The sequence below is a fragment of the Arthrobacter bambusae genome (assembly GCF_030812595.1).
GTDB classification, from domain to species: Bacteria; Actinomycetota; Actinomycetes; order Actinomycetales; family Micrococcaceae; genus Arthrobacter; species Arthrobacter bambusae_B.
On sequence record NZ_JAUSSZ010000010.1, the window covers coordinates 1 to 23,691 of the forward strand.

Here is a 23,691-nt window from a genome sequence, read left to right on the forward strand (position 1 = left end):
TTGGCACACTATTGAGTTCTCAAACAACAGACACACCCGGCACCACCCAACCACAAGGCCAGACTCGCTCCGGAGCAACTTTCCAAACTTACCAGCTGCTTGCCTCCTGGTCAAACCGGCGTTCTTGACTTGATGTTCACGAGGAACGCAGTCAACTTCACCGATCTCCACTGGGGAGCAGCGCGGTTAACAACTATACCACCAGTCCTCCGGGGAGGCAAAACCCCGCCATACGGCGCCCCCGCCAGCCAAAACCCAGCCAGTGACGTACCCCGGGAGACACCCGCGAGACAGCACCCGCGAACGCTAAGGGTCCGGAAGCTCAGTGCTTCCGGACCCTCCAGCATTCGGGCTAGCCAGCGTTCGGGCTAGCAGAACAGTTACTTCACCGGCGTGAACCAGGAAGCTCCAAGCGGCGGCAACGTGACATTCAGCGCCGCAGGCTGTCCTTCCGCGCCCGGTGCAGTGGCAAGCAGCTCACCACTGTTGATCACGCCCGAACCCCCGAACTCCTCGGCGTCGGTGTTGAGTACTTCCTGCCATGCGCCGGCGGACGGGACGCCAAGCACATAGTCGTGGTGCGGACTTCCCGCGAAATTGACCGCGCATACCAGGGGGTTGCCGTCGTGGTCCCACCGGATAAAGGTAAGTACGTTGCGGTCCGCGTCCGCGCCGTTGATCCACTGGAAACCGCCGGGCTCGTTGTCCCGGGCGTAAAGGGCCGGCGTCGAGCTGTACAGCGTGTTCAACTCGCGGGTAAGCAATTGCAGGCCACGGTGCGAGGGGATGTCGGCAAGGAACCAGTCGAGGCCGTGCTGTTCGGACCATTCGGCCTCTTGGCCGAATTCGGTACCCATGAAGATGAGCTGCTTGCCCGGGTGCGCCCACTGGTAAGCCATGAACACCCGCAGGTTGGCGAGCTGCTGCCAGCGGTCCCCCGGCATCTTGCGCAGCATGGATCCCTTGCCGTGCACTACTTCATCGTGGCTGATGGGCAACAGGAAGTTTTCCGTGAAGGCATAGACCATGGAGAACGTCACCGTACCGTGGTGCCAGCGGCGGTTCACCGGGTTTTCGGAGATGTACTTGAGGGAATCGTGCATCCAGCCCATGTTCCACTTGAGGCCGAATCCCAGGCCGCCGTGGTTGGTGGGCGCGGTGACGCCGGGGAATGCCGTGGATTCCTCGGCAATGGTCACGGCCCCTGGGTGGGTCTTGTAGATGGTGGCATTGACTTCCTGGAGGAAGGAAATGGCCTCCAGGTTCTCGCGTCCGCCGTGGATGTTGGGGAACCACTCCCCTTCGTTGCGCGAGTAGTCCCGGTAGAGCATGGAGGCCACGGCGTCCACGCGAAGCCCGTCGATGTGGAATTCCTCGAGCCAGTACAGGGCGTTCGCGACCAGGAAGTTGCGAACCTCGGAGCGGCCGAAGTCGAAGATGAGCGTGCCCCAGTCCGGGTGTTCGCCGAGGCGGGGATCGGAGTGTTCGTAGAGCGGTTCGCCGTCGAAGCGGGCGAGCGCCCAGGCATCCTTCGGGAAATGTGCGGGGACCCAGTCCAGAATGACGCCGATGCCCGCCTGGTGCAGCGAATCGACCAGGAACCGGAACTCGTCGGGGTGCCCGAAGCGGGAGGTGGGAGCAAAGTAGGAAGTGACCTGGTAGCCCCATGAACCTCCGAAGGGGTGTTCGGCCACCGGCATGAACTCGACGTGGGTGAAGCCAAGCCACTTCACGTACTCAACGAGTTCCTTGGCCAGTTCCTTGTACCCGAGGCCGAGGCGCCACGAACCAAGGTGGACTTCGTAGACGCTCATGGGCGAGTTGTGCGGATCCTTGTTGGCCCGTGCCGTCATCCAGGCGTCGTCCTTGAAGCGGTAGCCGGACTCCACCACGCGGGAGGCTGTCATTGGCGGAACCTCGGTGCCGAAGGCGAGCGGGTCGGCTTTCTCCACCCAGTGACCGGCCTTGGTGAGCAGCTCGAATTTGTAGCACGCCCCTGCTACAACGTCCGGGATGAAGACTTCCCAAACTCCTGAAGACCCGAGCGAACGCAAGGCGTGTTCCCGCCCGTCCCACGAGTTGAAATCACCCTTGACGCGGACTGCCTGTGAATTCGGTGCCCAGACGGCGAAGGAGACCCCGTCCACGTCTCCGAGCGGGGAGCGGTAGTGCTGCACGTGGGAGCCCAAGGCGTCCCAGAGCCGTTCGTGCCGGCCTTCCCCAATGAGGTGCAGGTCCACTTCGCCAACGGTTGGAAGGTAGTGGTAGGGATCGTTGATCGTCACCGGTGCGGAATCGCCGTAGACAACTTCCAGGCGGTAGTCGGGCACATGGCCGGGTTGGAGCGGTTCGAGGACCGCCACCCAAATGCCGTCGGTCTCGTGGGTCATCGGCATGGAACCGGCTTCGGTGACAACAGACACCTCCGACGCGAGGTGCTTGACGGTGCGGATGGTGACGTGGCCATGGTCGTCAAGGTGGGCGCCCAGCACCGAGTGCGGGGCATGATGCGCACCAGCGGCCACCCGGCCCAGGGTAGCGGCGTCCACATACAGCGGGACTCGGGGCCGTTCGGTACGTGCTGAGCCTGTCATTTCCTTACCTTCCAATGTCGCCGCGGCATCCGTGCCGGGGCTCGTGTTTCCGAGGAGCTGCCGCGAAGCATTGACCGGAATGGGCAACCAGTCCGGCCTGTTCCGCAGCTCGTAGATCACCTCGTACAAGGCCTTGTCCAGCCACAATGCCACAAACAGGGGCGAGCGGCGGTCAATAGTGCCAGGAGTGATGTCGCTATAGCCGGCCAGGAATGCTTCGGCGCAGTCGTCAACCCAAGTGGCTGGCACCCGCGCATCCGGATTCTCCCGGACGGCCGCGCCGGCCGCGTAGTCAAAGGACCGCAGCATCCCCACGACGTCCCGCAGGGGGACGTCGGGGATATTCCGGTGTTCGATCGGCCTCAGGGGTTCGCCTTCAAAGTCCAGGATCGCCCACCGGCCCGGTTCGCCCGCGGCTCCGGGCACCAACAGGATCTGGCCCAGGTGAAGGTCGCCGTGGATGCGCTGCAGCGTCCCGGCTTCCGTGCCCGACAGTTGGGTCAGAAGTGCCTCAAGCTGCTGCTCATGGGGTCCGACGGCGGCGCCCGCCTGGGCCCACGACTGTCGGACGCGCCGGGCTACTTCCGGCGAGATGTCTTGGCCCGGAACGCGTTCCTGCGCGGTTCCCAGGGTTTCCGCGAGCCGCCGATGCACGGTTGCAGTCGCTTGGCCCAGCTGCCTGGCCTCGACGGTAAAGTCCTTGCCTGAAGCCGCAGCGTCGACGGCGAGGCGCCAAGCGTCCTGCCCCCCGGCGAGGAACTCGTGGGCAACAGCGAAATCCGCCGAAGCCGTGCCGTTCCGACCCAAGGGCGTCCGCACCTCCCATGTCCCCGTGATCCAGCCGAGCGTGGAGGGCACTTCCTTCGTTCCCGCGGACGTCAAGGCCGCCCCTACCTCCACCTCGGGATTCTTGCCGACCGACAGGACCCGGAAGATCTTCACGATCCCCGCGGATTCGCCGTCGTCGACTATCACCGAAGTGTTGGACTGCTCGCCGGAGGAAACACGCACCGAACCTGAAGCAGTGGGCAGCCGCAGGCTGCCTTGGACCGTGTGTCCGCTCGCGGTGCATTCCCCTTCCCCGGGCTCCGCGGACGCTTGGCCCCGGATGAGATCGAGCCATGCCGCCACGAAGTCAGGATCGTGGGGTGCGTCGTACACCCAGACGGGCGGATCCTGCTCGCTTGTTCCGCCGATCCGGCCCACTGAAGCCTTTCCCAAGGCGGTAGAGGGCGCGGAACGGAAGCTCAGCGGCACTTGGATGATGTCGGTCTGCTTCCCGCCATCGGCCGTGGCATAAGCGACGGACAATAGTTGGACCTCCAAGGCCGTCCCGGCGGCGGGCGCAGGCAGTGAGAACGAGCCGACGAAATCCAGTTCGAATGACCCTGCCTTGACCGGAAACCAGCGCTGCCGGGGCAGCCATTCCTTGAGCAGGGAGGACAGGACGGTGGTGGGCGCCATGTGACTCATATCAGCCTTCAATGGAAAGGACCGGGATTGCCTGGGTGTACGGGGAGGATCCGGTGGAACCTGCCGAACGTACCCGGAGCCAGAAGAAGTCGTGGCTGCCGAGGGTGAGGGTCAGGGAGCCGTCGGCGGCGATACCGGGGAACGGTTGGCCTCCGAACACATCCCTTAGCCCCCTTCCGGCGTATTCAGGGACATCCAAAGTGGTGGCAACCGGATGTTGGGACAGGTTGAAAACGCACAGGATGGATTCGGCATCCTCGCCTTCCGGATTGTCCTCCCGGAGCTCGCGCAAGTAGGCAAGAACCACCTCATGGTCTGCCGGAACGTGCCGGAAGTCACCAAGCCCGAAGGCCGGGTGGTTCTTCCGGACGCTCAGGATCTGGCGTGTCCAGCGCAGGAGCGATCCTGAGTGGGCTGCTTCGGCCTCGACGTTCGCCATGCTGTAGTTGTAGACCAGCGACTGGATGACGGGCAGGTAGAGCTTGCCGGGGTCGGCGTGGGAGAAACCTGCGTTGCGGTCCGGGTTCCATTGCATCGGCGTGCGGACGGCGTCGCGATCGTCAAGCCAGATGTTATCCCCCATTCCGATTTCGTCCCCGTAGTACAAGAAGGGGCTGCCCGGAAGGGAAAGCAGCAACGCGTTGATGAGCTCGATCTCGGAGCGGGAGTTGTCAAGCAACGACGCAAGCCTGCGCCGGATGCCGATGTTGGCGCGCATTCGCGGGTCCGGGGCGTACCAGCCCAGCATGGCGGCACGTTCGTCGGCGGTGACCATCTCCAGGGTGAGCTCGTCGTGGTTGCGCAGGAAGGTACCCCATTGCGCACCGGCCGGGATCCCCGGGGTATCCCGCAGGGTTTCGATGATGGGGGCGGCTTTCTGGTCCCGGAGGGCGTAGTACAGACGCGGCATGATCGGAAAGTGGAATGCCATGTGGCACTCCGGCTCTTCCTCCGTGCCAAAGTACTCGACGACGTCGTGCGGCGGCTGGTTGGCCTCGGCGATGATCACTCGGCCTGGGTAGTTCTCGTCGACCATCTTGCGCAGGTCCCGCAGGAAAGCGTGGGTGGCCGGCAGGTTTTCGCAATTGGTGCCCTCTTCTTCGAAGAGGTACGGGATGGCGTCTGCCCGGAATCCGTCAATGCCCTGGTCCAGCCAGAACCTTACGACGTCGTGAACTGCCTCGATGACCTTGGGGTTTTCGAAGTTCAAGTCGGGTTGGTGGCTGAAGAAGCGGTGCCAGAAGAACTGCCGGCGGATCGGATCGAAGGTCCAGTTCGACTCTTCGGTATCGACGAAGATGATGCGCGCGTCCTGGTACTTCTCGTCGGTGTCACTCCACACGTAGAAGTCGCCGAACGGGCCGTCCGGGTTCTTGCGCGATTCCTGGAACCAGGGGTGTTGGTCCGAGGTGTGGTTCAACGGGAGGTCGATGATGACCCGGACGCCCCTCGCGTGCGCTTCGGCAACGAGTCGCTTGAAGTCGCTGATGGTGCCGAACTCGTCCAACACGGACGTGTAATCGGAGATGTCGTAACCACCGTCACGCAACGGCGAATCGAAGAACGGCGGCAACCACAAGCAATCCACCCCGAGCCACTGAAGGTAGTCCAGTTTGTCGATCAGGCCATGGAAGTCGCCGGAACCGTCGCCGTTCGCGTCCGCGAAGGCCCTCACCAGAACCTCGTAGAAAACAGCCTTCCGGTACCAATGGGGATCATGTTGAAGACCCGGGGCGTTTAGCTCGAAAGTGTTCTTCGGCGTGAAGTACTGACTCTGACCCTGCGGATTAAAGCTCACTAAGGCTACCTCCGGATATTGAGAATGTGTGCCGGTTCCTGGTGCGCGTCCAGTCGGACGTAGTTGTACTCGCCCCACTCCCAACTTTCGCCGCTGACCAAATCATCCACCCAGAAGCGTCCGTTGGCGGTGAAGTCTGCCGGATCCAGCGAAAGTGCCGAGAGATCCAGGGTCACGGTGCTTTCCCTGGTGCTGTGGGGATCGACGTTGACCACAATGATCAAGGTGTCCTTGCTGCCGTCAGGCAAAGTCTTGTGCTTGGAAAACACGATGGTGGCGTCATCCGTGCTGTGATGCAGTGTCAGGTTCTGCAGGTCACCCAAAGCCGGGTGGGCCTTCCGAATGGCGTTAAGCCGTGTGATGTACGGGGCGAGACTGTGCCCCGAGGCCGCTGCGGCATCCCAGTCGCGGTTCTTGAACTCATATTTCTCGTTGTCGATGTACTCCTCGGCACCGGGACGCGCCACGTGCTCGTAGAGCTCAAATCCGGCGTATACGCCCCAGAGCGGGCTGGCCATGGCAGCCAGTGTTGCGCGGATGCGGAACGCGGCCGGGCCGCCGTACTGGAGGTATTCAGTGAGGATGTCCGGGGTGTTGACGAAGAAATTGGGCCGGAAGTACGCCGGAGTTTCGTGGCTGACCTCCTGGAAATACGATTCCAGTTCCGTTTTGGTGTTCCGCCAGGTGAAGTACGTGTACGACTGTTGGAAACCTGCCCGGCCGAGGGCGTGCATCATCGCGGGGCGAGTGAACGCCTCGGCGAGGAAAACGACGTCGGGGTACTTTTTGTTGACCTTGCCGATCAGCCATTCCCAGAACCACACCGGTTTGGTGTGGGGGTTGTCCACGCGGAAAATCTTGACGCCGTGGCTTACCCAGAGGAAGACGATCCGCAGGATTTCCTTGGAGAGGCCGGCCGGATCGTTGTCGAAGTTCAGGGGGTAGATGTCCTGGTACTTCTTGGGCGGGTTTTCGGCATAGGCGATGCTGCCGTCCACCCGGGTGGTGAACCATTCCGGATTGGTCTTCACCCAGGGGTGGTCCGGGGCGGCCTGCAGCGCCAAGTCCAGCGCTACCTCGAGGCCCAGCTCGTTGGCACGGGCCACAAAAGCGTCGAAATCCTCGAACGATCCCAATTCAGGGTGAATGGCGTCGTGGCCGCCGGCTTCGGAACCGATCGCCCACGGCGAGCCGGGATCCTGCGGACCCGGGGTCAAGGTGTTGTTGCGTCCCTTGCGGTGCTGGAAACCAATCGGGTGGATGGGCGGCAGGTAGATGACGTCGAAGCCCATGTCCGCAACGGCGTCGAGCCTCTTGGCCGCCGTCGTGAAGTTGCCGGAAGTCCACGTTCCCGTGGAGGGATCGAGAACGGCCCCTTCGGAGCGGGGGAAGAATTCGTACCAGGCTCCGCGCCCGGCGAGGTCACGCTCGACGAGGAGCGGGTACTGTTCCGAGACGGTCACCAGTTCACGGATCGGCTGGCGCTCGACGACGGCTGCGACCTCTGCGCTGAAGCCTGCGGCAAGGCGCTCCTCGGGTGTCTTCGAAGTATCGGCGAGAACTTCAGAGGCAGCGCGGAGGGTGCGCTTGTCCGCCCCGCTTCGCGTGCTGTCGCTGGCTGCTTCCGCAAGCAGTGCGACGCCCTCGGCGAGCATCAGCTCCACATCGATGCCAGCCTCGACCTTTACTTCGGCGTTGTGATGCCACGTGCCATAGCGGTCGTGCCAGGCTTCGATCACGAAAGTCCAGGCTCCGGGAGACGTCGGGGTCAGCAAGCCCTCCCAACGGTCGGTTCCCTTGCCACGTTCACCTGGCGCCGGGGCAAGCCGCACCCGCTGGCGCTCTTTGCCCCTGGGGTCCAGCAGGACTGCACTCACCCCCAGTTGGTCGTGGCCCTCACGGAAGACCGTGGCGCCTACCACCAAATCTTCACCCGGCAAGGCCTTGGCCGGGAACCGGCCTTCCTCGATCACGGGCTGCACGGCCGTGATGGGGAATCTGCCGAATCTCAGGCCTTCGGGGATACCGTTCTTCTGCTTGGACTTGGATGCTGAGCTGGATCGCGGTGCTGCAGTAGTGGTCACAACCTCGACGTTAGCGAGAAAAATCACATTTTGCGAAGAGGTGCCGCAGACTCATCCGCGCAATGTGTCATTTACCTAAAAGAAACCCAAAGCTGTTCCTGCCGTCCATCGAGTGGATTAGTGTGGCGCTCGTGAAGGCAATTCGAAGGTTTACAGTCCGTACTCTGCTCCCTGAACCGATCCGGCCACTGGCGCGTCTCGCGACGAATCTGCGCTGGTCGTGGCACCGGCCTACCCGCGAACTCTTTGCGGGCCTTGACCGGGAATTGTGGGAGGAAAGCGGTCACGATCCAATAAGCCTCCTCGGGTCAATCAGCCGCGATCAGCTGGACCAGCTTGCTTCCAACAATGAACTTGTGGAGCGTGTCCAGCACGCGGCTGCGGATCTGGACCGGTACTTGAGCGAACCGCGCTGGTACCAGGGGCTGGGGCCGGACGCTCCGTCGTGCATCGCGTATTTTTCGCCCGAGTTCGGTATTACCGAGGTCCTTCCGCAGTATTCGGGTGGTTTGGGGATCCTGGCCGGGGATCATTTGAAGGCTGCCTCGGATTTGGGTGTGCCGTTGATCGGGGTCGGGCTGTTGTACCAGGCGGGCTATTTCAAGCAGTCCCTGTCCCGGGATGCCTGGCAGCAGGAAACCTACCCGGTCCTTGACCCGGACGGCCTGCCCCTGACACTGCTGCGCGAACCGTCCGAGGACGGCACCGGCAAGCCGGTGACAATCTCGCTGCCGCTGCCGAACGGACGCAAGCTCAATGCGCACATTTGGCGGGCCGACGTCGGGCGGGTGCCGCTGTTGCTGCTCGATTCGAACGTTCCGGCCAACGACGACGCCGCGCGCGGGATCACGGACCGCCTTTACGGCGGGGGCGGGGACCACCGCCTGCAGCAGGAGCTGCTGCTGGGCATGGGCGGGGTGAAGGCGCTGCGGGTCTACCAGCGGCTCACCGGCACCCCGGCCCCGGAGGTCTTCCACACCAATGAAGGCCACGCCGGGTTCCTGGGCATCGAACGCATCCAGGAGCTGATGTCCTCCGAGGCGCCGCTGAGCTGGTCCGAGGCCCTGGCCGCCGGGCGGGCGTCCACGGTGTTCACCACCCACACCCCTGTGCCGGCAGGTATCGACCGTTTCGAGGCCGTGCAGATCAGGCATTTCTTCGACGCCGGCCTGGCCCCGGACGTGCCGGTGGAGAACGTCCTGGAACTGGGCCGGGAGAACTACGACGGCGGCAACCCCGCGGTGTTCAACATGGCCGTCATGGGCCTGCGCCTGGCGCAGCGGGCCAACGGCGTGGCCAAACTCCACGGCGTGGTCTCCCGTGAGATGTTCTCCGGGCTCTGGCCAGGCTTCGACCACTCCGAAGTCCCCATCACCTCCGTCACCAACGGCGTCCACGTACCCACCTGGGTGGATCCGCGCATCTCTGCCCTGGCCCGCCAGCAGTTTGGAACCGAGGCCGAGGCATCGGGACGTTGGGATCTCGCCTATAACGTCAGCGACGAGGACGTGTGGAGGCTTCGCCGGGAACTTCGCGTATCCCTCGTGGAGGATGTCAGGCGTCGCTTGCGGGCGGCGTGGAAGACGCGCGGGGCCGCGGACGCCGAGCTGGCCTGGACGGACACCGTGCTGGACCCGGACGTGCTCACGATCGGCTTCGCCCGGCGCGTGCCCACCTACAAGCGCCTGACCCTGATGCTGCGCGACCCGGCCCGGCTCAAGGCGCTGCTGCTGCACCCGAAGCACCCCATCCAGCTGGTCATCGCCGGCAAGTCCCACCCCGCGGACGACGCGGGCAAGAAAATGATCCAGGACCTGGTGAAGTTCACCGACGACCCCGCCGTGCGGCACCGGATCGTGTTCCTGCCCAACTACGACATCGCGATGGCCCGCACCCTGTTCCCGGGCTGCGACGTGTGGCTGAACAACCCCCTGCGGCCCCTGGAAGCCTGCGGGACCTCCGGGATGAAGGCGGCCATCAACGGCTCCCTGAACCTCTCGGTCCTGGACGGCTGGTGGGATGAGATGTACGACGGCGAGAACGGCTGGGCGATCCCGACCGCGAACAACGACGCCTCGCCCACCGAACGCGACGACATCGAAGCCGCCGCGCTCTACGAGCTCCTGGAGACCCAGGTGGCCCCGCGTTTCTACGGCTCCACGGTCTCCGAACACGCCGGCGCGGCCGGGCCTTCGCAGTCCGGCCCGGAAGCCGTCCCGACGCACTGGGTCTCCATGATCAAGCACACCCTCGCCCACCTCGGCCCGGCCGTCTCGGCCGAACGCATGCTCCAGGACTACGTCAACACCCTCTACCGCCCGGCAGCCGAGTCTGGACGGCGTGCCGTAGCTGGGTCGTTCAAGGAAGCCAAGGAACTCGCCGCGTGGATCACCAAGGTCCGCAACGCCTGGCCGCAACTGATCGTGGAACACGTTGACTCCGTGGGCGTCTCCGAGGAACCGCAGATTGGCGACATCCTCCAGGTCAACGCCTACATCGCCTTGCATACGCTGACACCGGAGGACGTCTGCGTCGAGGTGGCTTACGGTCGGGCTGAAGAAAGCGATGAGTTGGCGGACGTTACCATGGCCGAATTGAGCTCGTTCGAGGACCTCGGCAACGGGCGCCACCTGTTCACCGGATCCATCCTGATCAACCGCTCCGGGTCCTTCGGCTACACCGTCCGCGTCTTCCCGAAACACCCCTCCCTGGCCTCAAAGGCCGAACTGGGGCTGATCGCCAACGCCTAGCGGCCTAGCGGCCGCCGGGCGCGCTACTGCTGGAACACCGCTATGACGGCGAGGTCCCGCCGGGAGTAGGATTCGGCGTCCTGGAGGATTTCGCACACCAATCCGAAGGACCGGTCCGTCCGGTAGGCCGCCGGAACCTGCCAAATCAGGGTGACGGGTGGTTGGCCATCCTCGGACACGCTGTCTGCGAAATCGTGGAGTGAATCGCTGAGTGCATCCAGGTCCACCCCGTAGTACTCGGGGAAATCGAGCACTTGGCCGAACACTTCCAAGACTGCCTTCTTGCCCGCCGCCGGCGGCACCATGACGGTGCGGCGGCCGGCGTCGGACACTTGTTCCTGGAGTTCTTCCAGTGACCACGTGTCTGCGGAATAGATCTTCATGATTCCCTACTTGCCTTCGACGACGAACCTGAATGTAGCCTAGCGGCCCGGCGTGTAGAACTTGGCGATCCGCAGCCCGGCCAGGGTCAACGGCAGCCGGCTTCTGTGCCCGCTCAACGGCGTTGGTTCCTAGGTACGGTAGACGCTGATGGTGTTGCCTTGGACGACTTCCCGCTCGCCTGCCGCAACGAGTGCTCCCTGCCGGCGGTCATTGAGCTCGGACGTAGTGAGGCGCAGCTCGAACATACGGCTTCCCGTGCCGGATTCGGCGATCAATTTGGGCAGGACCACCTTGTGGTCAGCCTTGTTGCCGTTGATCACGATCAAGCCGCGATACGCGCCGCCCTCCGAGCTCACCAAGAGCTGCACAATCCGCAGGGAGGGATCGTGCCACTGGGCCTCGCTCATGGGCTGGCCCTTTTCATCGAACCACTCCAGGCCCGTACCGCTTTCCGGGAAACCTGGGTCCTGGGCGTGGAGGAATTCCTTCCTCAGCCGGATCACCCGCTTGGTGCTCCGCAACATCTCATGCGACTCGGGTGTCTGGGTCCAGTCGATCCACGTGAGCGGGTTGTCCTGGCAGTAGGCGTTGTTGTTGCCTTGCTGCGTACGTCCAAGTTCGTCGCCAGCTGTCATCATGGGGACGCCGATGGACAACATCAACGTGGTCATGAGGTTCCGCTTTGAAAGGGCACGCGCGGCGAGGATGGTCTCGTTTTCGGTGCGGCCTTCGAATCCGTGGTTGTAGCTGAGGCTGTGGGTCTGCCCGTCACGGTTTTGCTCGCCGTTGGCCTCGTTGTGTTTGCGGTCGTAGGACACCAGATCCGTCAGGGTGAAACCGTCATGGGCCGTGACGAAGTTGAGCGAAGCGAGCCTGGAACGTCCGGAAGCTTCAAAGACCCGGGCCGAGCCCGTCAAGGCGTCGGCGAGATCTCCCATGGTGCTGCCGGAGATCCCGGCTTCCGCGCCACCGCGCTCTGAGAGCCAGAAACGGCGGACGCCGTCGCGGAAGTGATCGTTCCAGTCCACCCAGCCCTTGGGGAACCGCCCAGTCTGCCAGCCACCGTAGCCCACGTCCCACGGTTCGGAAATGAGCTTGGTCTTGGAGATCACCGGGTCTTCCGCGACGCGCTTGAGGAAAGGGTGCCCGGGATCGAACTCGTTGCCCGAGTTGCGGCACAGTGTCACGGCAAGGTCGAAACGGAATCCATCGATGTGGAACTCTTCCGCCCAATAGCGCAGCGAATCGATGGCCAGATCCACCACCCTGGGTTCGGCAAAATTGAGGGTGTTGCCGCAGCCGGTCGTGTCAAGGTACCGGCCGTGGGCATCGTGCCGATAGTAGCGTTGCTCCCCGAGGCCCCTGAAACTGGTGGTGTCTCCGTCAGGGCCGCCTTCAGCGGTGTGGTTATAGACGACGTCGAGGATCACCTCGAGGCCCGCGGCATGCAGAAGCTTCACCATCCCCTTGAACTCGTCCTGCACAGCGTGCGGACCGGCTTGCTGGGCGGCTTGCGTGGCGTAATCGCCGTGCGGAGCAAAGAATGCGGCGGTGTTGTATCCCCAGTAATTGGTCAGGCCCAAGTACTGCAGGTGCTGCTCGTCCATGTGGAAGTGGACGGGCAGCAATTGAACGGCCGTCACTCCCAGGGAGTGGAAATGCTCGATCATGGCGGGGTGGGCCATTCCCGCGTAGGTGCCGCGCAGGTGCTCCGGGATGTCCGGGTGCAGCATGCTCTGGCCGCGGACGTGTGCCTCATAAACAATGCTGTCCCGCCACGGCGTGCGCAACGGACGGTCCTCACCCCAATCGAAACCCGATTCCATCCGTACGGAAGTCAGCAGTTCCCCGTGCTGGTGCACCGCCCGACCGTAGGGATCCAGCAACAGCTGCTCGGCGCCGTCGGCATCAAAGTCCGGAACAGGCACGGACGCGGACAGCGTGTCCTCGGGGACCGCCGCGCGGAAGCCGTAGCGGGTGCCGGCCGGTAGCCCGTTCACAATCCCGTGGTGCACACCGTCCTCAAGTTTGGGCAGCGTGTGGACTTTCCAGGAGTCACCGGGGGGCTTGTAGGCGATGTCGACCCGACTGAGTCCGGGTGCCCATACAGCGACGTTCACCTGGTCCCGGGAGGGGGTTTCGCGGGCGGACTTCCCAGGCAGCGGAACACTCAGCCCGAGCGGCGAGGGCCGCGAGGCGTCCACTGTGGATGCTGTGTCAAAAATCGGCATAACCATTAGTTGAGAGTTTAGTCTCCGGCACCAATTCTCCCCTGCCTGCGGCCCATATGACAGTGCCCGTGATCGGCGGTCAGAGCTGCACCGCCGCTCCCTGTAAAGGGCAACAAGCCGCTCACCTGCTGAAATGCCGTATGGGGCGGCTCATTGCGTTTTTCGCGAGAGCGATCGCTTGAATTGATTGTGTCGGCCGCGCGCAATACGCCGCCCGCGTGCGGATGAGTTCGTATCCTCCGCGCGTCCGTTGCATACTTTGGCTATACACCAATGCGGAGGTAACTGTGCGAATCGCCCTTGCTCAACTCATCAGCGGCCGCGAGCTGGCAGACAACCTGATCCTGGTGGAAGACTACGCCCGCCGGGCCAAGGAGGGCGGCGCCGAGCTCGTGGTATTCCCTGAAGCGACCATGCGGGCGTTCGGGAATTCCCTCCTCGACATCGCCGAGCCCTTGGATGGACCGTGGGCCACGCGGGTGAGGAAGATCGCCCAGGATCTCGGGATCGTGATCGTGGCCGGAATGTTCACCCCCGGACTGGCCGCCGGCGGCAATAGCAACGGCAAGGTCCGGAACACCCTGATCGCCACCGGGCCCGGAGTGGAGACCAGCTACGACAAGATCCACCTCTTCGACGCCTTCGGCTTTGCGGAATCTGACACCGTCGACGCCGGCACCGATCCAGTGACGTTCGACGCCGGAGGCCTCACCTTTGGTTTGGCCACCTGCTACGACATCCGTTTCCCGGCCCTCTTCACGGCCAATGCCGACCGCGGAGCCGACGTGAATATCGTGTCCGCTTCCTGGGGAGCCGGGCCGGGGAAGGCGGAACAGTGGAAGCTGCTCGCGCGTGCCCGGGCGATCGACACAACGACCTTCGTGCTCGCATGCGGCCAGGCCGATCCCGCGACCCAGGGCCGTGAACCCAAGGGTGCGGCGCCGACGGGAGTGGGGCATTCCGTCGTCGTGTCCCCCTTGGGAAACGTGGTGGAAGAGCTCGACGCCGAACCCGGCCTCCTGTTCGCGGAACTGGATGCGGCCGCCGTCGAGGAGGCGCGGGCCAAACTCCCGGTCCTGGCGAACCGCCGGGATTTCTGAACACACATTCGCCACCCACCTATTTGGCTGCGCGCTGCCTTGAGATTTCGTAGAGCGAGATGCCCACGGCCATGGAGGCGTTGAGCGATTCCATGGCGGAGTCGATCGGGATGGAGATGATCTGGTCGCAGTTTTCGCGGACCAGGCGGCTGAGACCCTTGCCCTCGGAACCCACAACGATGCACACCGGATCGGTGGCCAGGGAGAGGTCCGGCAGCGAAACGTCGCCGTCGCCGTCCAGGCCCAATACGAAGATGCCCATCTGCTTGAACTGCTTGAGCGCGTTGTTCAGGTTGGCTGCGCGGGCCACGGGGACGCGGACTGCTGCGCCTGCGCTGGTCTTCCACGCCGAAGCGGTGACACCGACCGAGCGGCGCTCCGGCACGATCACGCCGTGTCCGCTGAACGCCGAAACCGAGCGGATGATGGCGCCCAGGTTGCGGGGGTCTGTGATGCCGTCGAGGGCAACGAAGAGGGGTGCGTTGGCGATGTGGCCCTTCTTCCACTTGGCGACCGTTTCCTCGGCGAGCTCGTAGGCGTCCTCGTATTCGTACGGCGGAATCTGCAGCACGAGGCCTTGGTGGACGGCGTCTTCGGTCATGCGGTCCAGCTCGGGCTTGCCGGTTTCCAGCAGCGGGATGCCACGCTCAGCAGCGAGCTTGAGGGACTCCTTGACGCGGTCGTCCATCTCGATCCGGATGGCAACGTGCAGTGCCTTCGCGGGGATCCCTGCGCGCAGCGCCTCCACGACGGAGTTGCGTCCGGTGACTACTTCCTCGGTAGCGCGCCCCTTCGGGCCCGAGCGGGCGCCCGTGGTGGAGCGGGCAGCGCCGCCAGCGGCGCGCTTGGCCGCCGCGCGTTCAGCGAGCTGCTTGCTCTTGTGAGCCTTGTGGTACTCGCGGTCCTCGGCCTTGGGGGTTGGCCCCCTGCCTTCCAAGGCCTTCCGACCGTGGCCACCAGTTCCGGTGGTGGGGCCCTTCTTCTTTTTGACAGCCCGGCGACCGTTGTTGGCCATGAATTCCACCCTTGATTGTGTTGAGTAAGTCTGCAACCAAGTCTACTGAATCAACTTAAATCGGTACGACGGCGGAACGTCAGTCCCGTTTGAGGCTCCAGGTGGCGCCATCAGCGCCGTCCTCGACGGCGATACCCGCCGACGCGAGGGTGTCGCGGATGGCGTCTGATGCCGCCCAATCCTTGTTGGCACGTGCCTCGGCACGCGCCTTCAGCTGGGCTTCCACGAGGACCTCAAGGGCTTGGGCAGCCTCGGAGCTCTCTTGGACTTCGCCGCGGACGCCGTTCAGTCCAAGCACGGTGGTCATAGCCATCACGCCCTGGAGCGCCTGGCGCGCCCCGGCCTCGTCCCCGGATGCCAGCGCCGTATTTCCGGCGCGGACAGTCTCGTGCAGGGCGCCAAGGGCCTGCGGGACGTTGAGATCGTCATCCATGGCGGCAGCAAAGGCATCCGGCACGGGACTCGACTCAGGGTGCGCGGCGAAGTCGCCGCCGAACTTCTTGGAGGCTTTCGCGATGAACCCGTAGATGCGCTCGACGGCGGCCGCAGCCTCCTGAAGCGAGGTGGGACGGTAGTCCAGGATGGAGCGGTACTGCGCCTGGCCAAGGTAGTACCGGACAACCCGCGGGCTTGCGAGCTCGAGCATTTCTCCGGGGCTCACGGTATTGCCGACCGATTTGGACATCTTTTCGCCCTCATAGGTGACCATGCCGTTGTGCAGCCAAAAGTTGGCGAATCCGTCACCCGCAGCCTGCGATTGTGCCATCTCGTTCTCGTGGTGCGGGAAGCGCAGGTCCAATCCACCGCCGTGGATGTCGAATTGCCGGCCCAAGTACTTCGTAGCCATGGCGGAGCATTCAAGATGCCAACCGGGCCGGCCGGTTCCCCACGGCGAAACCCAGCTCGCCGTCGTCGGCTCCCCGTCCTTGAAGCCCTTCCACAGCGCAAAGTCGCGCGGGTCGCGCTTCCTGTTGCTGAATTGAGGCTCGACGTCGGCGGCTCCCTGCATGTCGTCGATGTTCTGGCGGGTCAGCGAGCCGTACTTGCTCCAGGAGCGGACATCGAAGTAAACGTCCCCGGAGTCGTCCAGCGCGGGGTAGGCGTGGCCGCGGTCGATGAGCCTTTGGATGAGGGCGTGCATCTCCGGGATGTGACCCGTGGCACGAGGTTCGTAGGTGGGACGCGAAACGCCCAGGACGTCATAGGCCTGTTCGAATTCCTGCTCGTAGCGGTAGGCAAGGGCCCACCATTCTTCCTCGGGCTTGGCCGTGGGTTCCTCTGCCCAGTCCGGCCCGAAGGACTGCGCAGACTTGGCGAGGATCTTGTCGTCGATGTCGGTGACGTTGCGGACAACTGTGACCCGCAGCCCGCGGTATTCAAGCCAGCGCGTCAATTGGTCGAACGCGATTGCAGAGCGGACATGTCCCACGTGAGGCATCCCCTGCACCGTGGCACCGCAGTAGTAGACGCTGGCCTTGCCGGCTTCAAGGGGAACGAAGTCACGGACTTCGGCGGATGCAGTGTCGTAAAAGCGCAGGGTCACCGCTCCAGATTAGCGGATGCGCACCATCGGCCTGTTGCACACCGTCCAGCACTGTCTAGGCGCTATCAGCTTGCTGTGCGACGGGCACGGCGTAGACGAGGGCCGTGGCGACGGCGGAGATGCCCTCGCCGCGCCCCGTGAAACCCAAGCCGTCGCTGGTGGTCGCCGTGACGCTGACGGGAGCTCCCGCGGCGGCGCTGAGGACACGCTGCGACTCTTCACGCCGCGGCCCGAATTTGGGCCTGTTGGCAACGAACTGCACCGCCACGTTCCCGATCTCGAAACCGGCGGCACGGACGATCCCCGCCGCTTCCCGGAGCAGCGTCACTCCGGACGCACCCGCGTACTCGGGCCGGTCGGTGCCAAAATGCGTACCCAGATCACCAATGCCGCAGGCGGAAAAGAGCGCGTCCGCGGCTGCATGGGCGACGCAATCGCCGTCGGAATGCCCTGAAAGTCCGCGCTCCCCCTCCCAGAACAGCCCTCCGAGCCACAACGGCTGGGGATCGTTCTCAGGGGCGTAGGCGTGTACGTCCACACCGATGCCCGTGCGCGGCAGAATCACCGGCGGGGTCCCGGAGGCGGCCATCAGCCCTCCACCCAGCGGACTCCGAGCGGGCCTTCGAGCAGCCCCTCGGCGATGATGAGATCCAACGGCGTGGTGATCTTCAGCGACTGGCTGGCACCACGGACTGCGTGGACGGGCACGCCCAGGAGCTCGACGAGCATGGCGTCGTCCGTGACTGCCGCCGCCTGCGCGTCGTCGAACGTCGCGGCCGCCGCATGGGCGCGCATCAAAGTCTCAAAGTCGAATCCCTGCGGAGTCTGCACCGCACGCAGTTGTTCGCGAGGGGCGGTCCCGGTGACGATCTCCGGTGCTATTCCGGCGTCATCCCCGTCGGTTTCCGCGACCATCTTGACGGTATCCACCACCGGCATGGCGGGGATGACCGCCTTGGCCCCCGACGAGAGCGCTACCGCGACGCGGTGGAAGACCCTATCGGGCGTCAGCGCACGCGCGGCGTCGTGGACCAGCACGGCGCGCGTTCCCTCAAGCACCGCCCCGAGGGCAGCCCGGACCGACGCGGCACGGGTTGGGCCGCCGTCGACCACTGTGATCCGCGGACCGTCGGCGCCCAGTTCTTTCCGGAAATCTTCGCAAAGCGCGTGCAGCTCCAGGTCTCCTGCGGGGATGGCCACGCAAATTTGGCGGGCAACGTCTGCCGTCGCCACGCCTCGAAGGGCGTGGGTCAGGATCGTTTCACCGCCCAGCGGAACTCTTGCCTTGGGCATGCCGTAGCCAAGCCGCTCCCCCGAGCCTGCCGCAACGACGACGACGGCGGTGGCCTCGCGCTGGGATGGTGTAGTCATGCGCCCAAGCCTACGTGGTGCTCACCGCCTACGTGGTGCTCACCGGCCCGGGCGCGGGCGGGTACGCGGCGCGAGCGGGCACGCGGCGCGGGCGGGCACGCGGCGCGGGCGGGCACGCGGCGCGGGCGGGCAAAAAGAAACCCGGCGGCACGTTGCCACCGGGGTTCAATTCTTTGAATCTCTGTTAGGAAGCCAGAACTTCGTCGAGAACGCTTGCAGCCTTCTCTTCGTCGGTCTTCTCAGCCAATGCCAGTTCTGAAATCAGAATCTGGCGGGCTTTGGCCAGCATGCGCTTTTCACCTGCGGAAAGGCCGCGATCATGATCACGGCGCCAAAGGTCGCGGACGACCTCTGCAACCTTAATGACGTCGCCGGAAGCAAGCTTCTCGAGGTTTGCCTTGTAGCGACGGGACCAGTTGGTGGGCTCTTCAGTGAACTCGGCACGGAGAACGTCAAATACGTGCTCCAAGCCTTCCTTGCCCACTACGTCGCGGACCCCAACAAGGTCTACGTTTTCTGCTGGAACTTCAATGGTCAGATCACCCTGAGCCACCTTGAGCTTGAGATACATTTTCTCTTCGCCCTTGATGGTGCGCATCTTGATTTCTTCAATTTTTGCTGCACCGTGGTGAGGGTAAACTACTGTCTCGCCGACCTCAAAAACCATGTGGACTTTCCCCTTTCCCGCAGACCAGTTTATCACGCTTAAGGCATACGATTGGCACGGAAAGGGGTCCTGAGCCCTGTAAATACGCGGAAAATGGCCTTTTCGGCCCTCTGGCACCCCCTTGACGGAAGGGCATAAAAGTGCATAGGACGCAGCGTTCCGGACGACCCTACTCCCTCCGGAGGGCCGCCACAATGGTGATCGGAATCCTTGTTCCTGCTGGTTTGCCGATAGGCTATGGCTGAAAAGTGTTCCAATGACTCTTAGAGGAGTACGTGTCGTGCGCATTACTGCGATGAACCGTGTCCAGCGCGGCAAACTGGCCATGGCGACGGCCGCCATCGGCATCGGTCTCTTGTCCGTTACCGGCTGTGGCTATATCAACCCCCAGCAGACCAACCAGCAGTATGCTCCGTCTGATGGCGTCAGGGAAGACCTCGGTCCGCTCCAGCTGCGGAACATGCTCATCGTCTCCACGGATGCCAACAAGCCGGGCCGCGTCATAGGTGCCGTGTTCAACACCTCCACGAGCGATGCCACCCTCACCATCAGCGGCGCCGGCGGTTCACAGGCGACCATTCCGGTGAAGGCAAAGTCCGAGACCTACCTCAACGACACCACCGACCCCGTCATTCTGGGCACCACCGGCGGAGCCCCGGGTTCGTTGGTCCCTGTGACCATCAAGGATGGATCTGATTCACGGACCGTGCAGTTCCCCGTCATGGATGCTTCGCTGAAGGATTACGCGAAGTACCTTCCCACCGCGTCCGCTTCGCCGAGCGCCTCGGCCAGCGGTTCCGCCACCGCGAGCAGCAGCGCGACCGCGACGCCCGGTGCGGGCAGCAGCGCGACCCCGACGCCTAGCGCGAGCAGCACAGGCCACTAAGCGGGCCACCCCGCTCAGGGCGGCATCTAGCCGCCCCACGAAGACAAAAGGAAAGGGCTCCCGCCATGGGAGCCCTTTCCTTTTGTTGTTGCCCTGGTAAGCCGCTGTTGCTCTCGCGGGCTCCTACGGCTCGAACTTGTAGCCCAGGCCCCGGACGGTCACGAGGTAGCGGGGAACCGAGGGATCGGGCTCGATCTTGCTGCGCAGACGCTTCACATGGACATCCAAAGTCTTGGTGTCACCCACGTAGTCGGAGCCCCAGACCCGATCGATCAACTGTCCACGGGTGAGCACGCGGCCCGAATTGCGAAGGAGCATCTCGAGGAGTTCGAACTCCTTCAACGGAAGCGATACCTGTTCGCCGTTGACGCTCACTACATGCCGCTCGATGTCCATCCTGACCGGGCCTGCTTGCACGGTGGATGTGATGAGCTCCTCCGGCTCGCCTTGCCGGCGCAGGACAGCACGCACGCGCGCCACCAATTCCCTGGAAGAGTAAGGCTTGGTGACATAGTCGTCCGCGCCGAGCTCCAGGCCAACCACCTTGTCGATTTCCGAGTCCTTGGCCGTCAGCATGATGACCGGGACGCTGGAACGCTGGCGCAATTGCCGGCACACCTCGGTGCCGGGGGTCCCCGGAAGCTGCAAGTCGAGCAGCACCAGGTCGGCCCCGTTCCGGTCGAACTCCACCAAGGCGTCACTGCCGTTGTCCACCACCTGGACATCAAAGCCTTCCTTGCCCAGTAGGTAGGACAAGGGGTCGCTGAAAGACTCTTCGTCCTCCACGATCAAAATCCTGCTCAAGCGCCAGCTCCTTGCTCTAGGGCGCGCGCAGCGCCCGTCGTTTGAATCACGCTTCGGGGCTTCGCCCCGGCGCCGTCGTCCTCTTGGCCTTCCATTTCCGGAAGGCGGATGGTGAAAGTCGAACCTTGGCCGGGCTGGGACCACACGGTGACCTCACCGCCATGGTTGGATACGACGTGTTTGACGATACTCAGGCCCAAACCGGTTCCCCCGGTCTGCCGGGACCTCGCCGCATCGACGCGGTAGAAGCGTTCGAAGATGCGTTCCTGGTCCTCCGGGCTGAGACCCTCGCCCTGGTCTGTGACGGAAATGGCCACCACGCCCTCCTTGGCGCGGACCCCCACTCCCACCCGGGTGTTCTCCGGCGAATAACGGATGGCGTTGTCGATCAGGTTCCGCAGGGCTGTCACCAAAAGGTCCTGGTCGCCGAACACCATTGTTTCGGTGCGTCCGCCGACCACGATCTTGATGTTCTTGAGTTCGGCCGGGAGCTGCGAACGATCCACGGCATCGGCGATCACCGTGTTGATATCCACGGCATGGCCTTGCTGTGCCACATTGGCGCCCTGAAGCCTGGACAGCTCAATGATGTCCTGCACGAGCGCGGCGAGCCGTGTCGATTCCTTGTGCATGCGCTTGGCGAAGCGGCGGACGGCTTCTTCGTCGTCCGGGCTTGCCTCGAGGGCCTCAGCGAGCAGCGAGATGGCACCAACCGGTGTCTTGAGTTCGTGCGAGACGTTCGCCACGAAGTCGTTGCGGATCTCTTCGGTGCGGGTGATTTCGGTGCGGTCATCGGCCAGCAGGACGATATATTCCCATCCGAGCATCGCTGCGCGTACCTGCACCACGATGGTTCCCTTGCCCAGTGGTCCGCGGGGCAACTCGAATGTCTCCTCCAGGATCACGCCGTCGCGCCGCACCTTCGCGGTCATGTCGAGCAACTGCTTGTGCACCACCGTATGGCCCCGAACGAGGCCGTATGCATAAGCCGCGGGACTGGCCCGGACGACGCCGTCGATCGCATCCACCACCACGAATGCGCGCCCGACGACGGACAGCACCTCCGCCGCTCCCTCCGGAAGCAGGGGCTCGGTGACGTCCAGGTCCACGATCTTTCGCTGCCGTTCACTGAGCCTGAACGCGAGCACGCCAAAGACGCCGCACGACAGGCCGACGAGACCTGCGATGACACCGATGAGCACTGGATCCACGGATCTAGCTTATGCGCTCGAAACACTGCAAAATATGGAACTGTCACCAAACGGCCCCGATTCAGCTAACGTTCACCTAAAGGTGCGCAATCGTTCATTGACCGCTGCCAGCCTTATTAGTTGGACCATAGTTTGCTGTGTTGATTTCGCCCCGCAAGAAGGGTGCGGAGGAGATTTCCAAGGAGAGGACGCCACCGTGCGCAAGGTTTTTCAGGAGGAGCTCACCCAGGTCGGTGAGGACCTCATCGAGATCTCAAAGCTGGTCACTGAGGCGATTCAGAACGCGACCACGGCCTTCGAGGGCGCCGACGTCGATCTTGCCCAGGAAGTCATTGCCGCGGATGCCCGGATCGATTTCCTGCAGAAGGGCCTCGACGAACGGGCCATCGACATCCTCGCCCTGCAAGGCCCGGTGGCAAGCGATCTCCGGATGATTGTCGGTTCCCTGCGGATGAGCGCTTCCCTGGAGCGCATGGGTGACCTCGCCCGGCACGTGGCCCAGCTGGCCCGCCTGCGCTACCCGGCCACGGTCATCCCCGAGCAGCTGGCGGCAACATTCAAGGACATGGCCCGCCTCGACCTCGAAATCATCCAGAAGGTCACCCTGCTCCTGGAGTCGCGCGACCTCGAAGTTGCCCGCGACATCCTCAAGCTCAACATCCGGGTGGACGAGCTGCACTCGAGCGTCTTCAAGGCCGTCGCAGATCCCGCCTGGGCCGAGACGGCAGCCACGACCGTGGATGTGGCCCTTGCCAGCCGCTACTTCGAACGATTCGCCGACCACGGCGTCTCGGTTGCCCGCAAGGTGACCTACCTGGTCACGGGTGAATGGCAGCCGGAAGGCTTCTAACCAGGCTTAAGACACAAACAGCGACGCCGGCCGGCCCACCTCGCGAGGTGGGCCGGCCGGCGTCGTTTTCCCAGAAGCTTGTCTCGCCCGGCCTACTTCTTGCCTTGGGCAGCTACGGCCTTGATGGACTCGGCCGCTGCCTCGGGGTCGAGGTAGGTTCCACCGGGATTGATCGGCTGGAAGTCCTCATCCAAGTCGTAGACCAACGGGATGCCCGTGGGGATGTTGAGGCCTGCGATGTCCTGGTCGCTGATGCCGTCGAGGTGCTTGACGAGGGCGCGCAGGGAATTGCCGTGGGCGGTGACCAGGACGGTCTTGCCCGCCTTGAGGTCTTCCTTGATGTCCGATTCCCAGTACGGAAGGAGACGCACGAGGACGTCCTTCAGGCACTCGGTGCGCGGGAGGGCGTCGCCGAGGTCCGCGTAACGGGGATCGTGGGCCTGGGAGAATTCGCTGTCATCGGAAAGGGGCGGCGGCGGGGTGTCGTAGCTGCGGCGCCACTCCATGAACTGCTCTTCACCGAATTCGGCGAGGGTCTGGGCCTTGTCCTTGCCCTGCAGGGCGCCGTAGTGGCGTTCGTTGAGGCGCCAATCTCGCTTGACGTCGATCCAGCCGCGGTCAGCCTTGTCCAGTGCGATGTTGGCCGTGTTGATGGCACGCTTCAGGCGCGAGGTGTAGAGGATGTCCGGGAGAACGTCGTTCTCGACCAGGAGCTCTCCACCGCGGGCTGCTTCCTCGCGGCCTTGGTCGTTCAGGTCGACGTCCACCCAGCCGGTGAACAGGTTCTTGGCGTTCCAGTCGCTGTGGCCGTGGCGCAGCAGAATCAGCTTGTAAGTCATGTTTTCATCCTAAGCGATGTGGCTCCGGGGTTGCCGGGCGTTACGCCGTCACCCTTTCATCCCAACGCGGGGTCACTTAGCGCCGGTGTTT

General features: G+C 63.8%; 17 protein-coding genes. 4 read left to right on the forward strand and 13 right to left on the reverse strand.

Going from position 1 to position 23,691, the window contains the following annotated elements; translation table 11 throughout:
* Nucleotides 1–380: 380 nt before the first annotated feature.
* The 3 genes from J2S96_RS14020 to J2S96_RS14030 are packed head-to-tail and all read right to left on the reverse strand — an operon-like array spanning nt 381 to nt 7,949.
* Complete coding sequence (locus J2S96_RS14020) at nt 381–4,067, reverse strand: 1,4-alpha-glucan branching enzyme (RefSeq protein ID WP_370873113.1); 3,687 nt, start codon at nt 4,065–4,067, stop codon at nt 381–383.
* 1 nt (nt 4,068) lies between these two features.
* Nucleotides 4,069–5,865 carry a maltose alpha-D-glucosyltransferase gene (gene treS, locus J2S96_RS14025; RefSeq protein ID WP_306864579.1) on the reverse strand — a complete coding sequence of 599 codons (1,797 nt, stop codon included), beginning with the start codon at nt 5,863–5,865 and terminating at the stop codon, nt 4,069–4,071.
* A gap of 5 nt (nt 5,866–5,870) precedes the next feature.
* A complete protein-coding gene (locus J2S96_RS14030) occupies nt 5,871–7,949 on the reverse strand; it encodes an alpha-1,4-glucan--maltose-1-phosphate maltosyltransferase (protein WP_370873114.1) in 2,079 nt (692 codons plus the stop codon).
* 131 nt (nt 7,950–8,080) lie between these two features.
* Between J2S96_RS14030 and glgP the strand changes: the two genes are divergently transcribed.
* Nucleotides 8,081–10,699, forward strand: a complete 2,619-nt coding sequence (gene glgP / locus J2S96_RS14035; RefSeq protein WP_306864586.1) for an alpha-glucan family phosphorylase — start codon at nt 8,081–8,083, stop codon at nt 10,697–10,699.
* 23 nt (nt 10,700–10,722) lie between these two features.
* Here glgP and J2S96_RS14040 read toward each other — a convergent pair whose 3' ends face one another.
* Nucleotides 10,723–11,082, reverse strand: coding sequence for a barstar family protein (locus J2S96_RS14040; RefSeq protein ID WP_306864589.1), 360 nt, complete (start codon nt 11,080–11,082; stop codon nt 10,723–10,725).
* Between the two features lie 129 nt (nt 11,083–11,211).
* A complete protein-coding gene (gene glgX / locus J2S96_RS14045) occupies nt 11,212–13,320 on the reverse strand; it encodes a glycogen debranching protein GlgX (protein WP_306864591.1) in 2,109 nt (702 codons plus the stop codon).
* A 281-nt stretch (nt 13,321–13,601) separates the two neighbouring features.
* Here glgX and J2S96_RS14050 point away from each other — a divergent pair, with 281 nt between their 5' ends.
* Nucleotides 13,602–14,414 (forward strand): carbon-nitrogen hydrolase family protein, encoded by an 813-nt coding sequence (locus tag J2S96_RS14050; protein WP_306864593.1) that lies wholly within the window; start codon nt 13,602–13,604, stop codon nt 14,412–14,414.
* Between the two features lie 19 nt (nt 14,415–14,433).
* Here J2S96_RS14050 and rlmB read toward each other — a convergent pair whose 3' ends face one another.
* The 5 genes from rlmB to J2S96_RS14075 form a co-directional block, all read right to left on the reverse strand.
* Nucleotides 14,434–15,429: a 23S rRNA (guanosine(2251)-2'-O)-methyltransferase RlmB gene (gene rlmB, locus J2S96_RS14055; RefSeq protein ID WP_306864596.1), complete on the reverse strand. Its 996-nt coding sequence runs from the start codon at nt 15,427–15,429 to the stop codon at nt 14,434–14,436.
* 79 nt (nt 15,430–15,508) lie between these two features.
* A complete protein-coding gene (gene cysS, locus J2S96_RS14060) occupies nt 15,509–16,972 on the reverse strand; it encodes a cysteine--tRNA ligase (RefSeq protein WP_306864599.1) in 1,464 nt (487 codons plus the stop codon).
* Between the two features lie 55 nt (nt 16,973–17,027).
* Nucleotides 17,028–17,561: a 2-C-methyl-D-erythritol 2,4-cyclodiphosphate synthase gene (gene ispF, locus J2S96_RS14065; RefSeq protein ID WP_306864602.1), complete on the reverse strand. Its 534-nt coding sequence runs from the start codon at nt 17,559–17,561 to the stop codon at nt 17,028–17,030.
* Complete coding sequence (gene ispD, locus J2S96_RS14070) at nt 17,561–18,343, reverse strand: 2-C-methyl-D-erythritol 4-phosphate cytidylyltransferase (RefSeq protein WP_306864605.1); 783 nt, start codon at nt 18,341–18,343, stop codon at nt 17,561–17,563. Before ispD ends, ispF begins: the two co-directional genes overlap by 1 nt.
* A gap of 184 nt (nt 18,344–18,527) precedes the next feature.
* Nucleotides 18,528–19,010: a CarD family transcriptional regulator gene (locus tag J2S96_RS14075; RefSeq protein WP_011690592.1), complete on the reverse strand. Its 483-nt coding sequence runs from the start codon at nt 19,008–19,010 to the stop codon at nt 18,528–18,530.
* Nucleotides 19,011–19,305: 295 nt separating this feature from the next.
* Here J2S96_RS14075 and J2S96_RS14080 point away from each other — a divergent pair, with 295 nt between their 5' ends.
* Complete coding sequence (locus tag J2S96_RS14080) at nt 19,306–19,896, forward strand: hypothetical protein (RefSeq protein ID WP_306865009.1); 591 nt, start codon at nt 19,306–19,308, stop codon at nt 19,894–19,896.
* Between the two features lie 123 nt (nt 19,897–20,019).
* Here the strand turns inward: J2S96_RS14080 and J2S96_RS14085 are convergent, their stop codons facing one another.
* Nucleotides 20,020–20,700, reverse strand: a complete 681-nt coding sequence (locus tag J2S96_RS14085; protein WP_059388662.1) for a response regulator transcription factor — start codon at nt 20,698–20,700, stop codon at nt 20,020–20,022.
* Nucleotides 20,697–21,902, reverse strand: a complete 1,206-nt coding sequence (locus tag J2S96_RS14090) for a sensor histidine kinase (RefSeq protein WP_306865013.1) — start codon at nt 21,900–21,902, stop codon at nt 20,697–20,699. The genes J2S96_RS14085 and J2S96_RS14090 overlap by 4 nt, the downstream gene beginning before the upstream one ends.
* Before the next feature lie 205 nt (nt 21,903–22,107).
* Between J2S96_RS14090 and phoU the strand changes: the two genes are divergently transcribed.
* On the forward strand, nt 22,108–22,761 hold the full coding sequence (phoU, locus tag J2S96_RS14095) for a phosphate signaling complex protein PhoU (protein WP_306864683.1): 654 nt from the start codon (nt 22,108–22,110) through the stop codon (nt 22,759–22,761).
* A 92-nt stretch (nt 22,762–22,853) separates the two neighbouring features.
* Here phoU and J2S96_RS14100 read toward each other — a convergent pair whose 3' ends face one another.
* Nucleotides 22,854–23,600 (reverse strand): phosphoglyceromutase, encoded by a 747-nt coding sequence (locus tag J2S96_RS14100; RefSeq protein ID WP_306864686.1) that lies wholly within the window; start codon nt 23,598–23,600, stop codon nt 22,854–22,856.
* Nucleotides 23,601–23,691 lie beyond the last annotated feature (91 nt).

What these genes read in the sequence shown, in the direction of transcription:
- J2S96_RS14100 (WP_306864686.1), bottom strand. Translation starts at nt 23,600, where the DNA reads ATGACTTACAAGCTGATTCTGCTGCGCCACGGCCACAGCGACTGGAAC.
- J2S96_RS14080 (WP_306865009.1), top strand. Translation starts at nt 19,306, where the DNA reads ATGAACCGTGTCCAGCGCGGCAAACTGGCCATGGCGACGGCCGCCATC.
- J2S96_RS14040 (WP_306864589.1), bottom strand. Translation starts at nt 11,082, where the DNA reads ATGAAGATCTATTCCGCAGACACGTGGTCACTGGAAGAACTCCAGGAA.
- rlmB (WP_306864596.1), bottom strand. Translation starts at nt 15,429, where the DNA reads ATGGCCAACAACGGTCGCCGGGCTGTCAAAAAGAAGAAGGGCCCCACC.
- J2S96_RS14075 (WP_011690592.1), bottom strand. Translation starts at nt 19,010, where the DNA reads ATGGTTTTTGAGGTCGGCGAGACAGTAGTTTACCCTCACCACGGTGCA.
- J2S96_RS14020 (WP_370873113.1), bottom strand. Translation starts at nt 4,067, where the DNA reads ATGAGTCACATGGCGCCCACCACCGTCCTGTCCTCCCTGCTCAAGGAA.
- ispD (WP_306864605.1), bottom strand. Translation starts at nt 18,343, where the DNA reads ATGACTACACCATCCCAGCGCGAGGCCACCGCCGTCGTCGTCGTTGCG.
- ispF (WP_306864602.1), bottom strand. Translation starts at nt 17,561, where the DNA reads ATGGCCGCCTCCGGGACCCCGCCGGTGATTCTGCCGCGCACGGGCATC.
- glgX (WP_306864591.1), bottom strand. Translation starts at nt 13,320, where the DNA reads ATGGTTATGCCGATTTTTGACACAGCATCCACAGTGGACGCCTCGCGG.